Source organism: Pseudomonas sp. AGC41, assembly GCF_057334555.1.
Map to the genome: position 1 here is coordinate 25,468 of NZ_JBHFJB010000064.1, position 584 is coordinate 26,051.

General features: G+C 60.8%; 1 pseudogene. It reads right to left on the reverse strand.

The features are described 5' to 3' along the window. Nucleotides 1-352 precede the first annotated feature (352 nt). Nucleotides 353-584 (reverse strand): annotated as a pseudogene (locus ACE04F_RS12005) (catalase family protein); the annotation flags it as partial.

Here is a 584-nt window from a genome sequence, read left to right on the forward strand (position 1 = left end):
CGCTCCCACAGGATGAACACGGTCAACCAAAACCAGGTCGGCTCGAAGGCCGCCTCGCGGTGGACGTTGATTTCGGCGCCCCGTTAACCACGCTGGCCGAACGCAGGCGTTGCGTAGTGGGCATCCCGGCATGGATGCCGGGATAGCCGCGCTGGGCCAGGGACGGCCCTTCGCGGCGGGCCCACGGAGCAATGCCGGAGAGAGGGTACACCGAGCCTAGGCGAGGTGCCGAGTGGTGGGGCAAAAGCGCTTTGGTTACTTTCACGCTTTTTGAAAGTGACTCGCCGTAAGGGCGAAACCATAAGCAGCCGTTACCGCAGAAACGGATATACACACCGCACCACACCACCACCTACTGCTCAGCATTCCGACTATGCCGGTAATCGCTGACCGCCTCATACACCGCTTTACGCAAACGATTGATACCGCCAATAGGCCGATGCGCCTCGAGCCCAAACCACGGATTGAACGACTGGTTGTCGCAGGCCAGGTTCAGCTTGGGCGTGTCGAAATCCTGGGCCGGCACTTTGATTCGCGCCACCGTCTCGAATGGCGCATCGCTTTCCTGCCACTCGATACTGGTG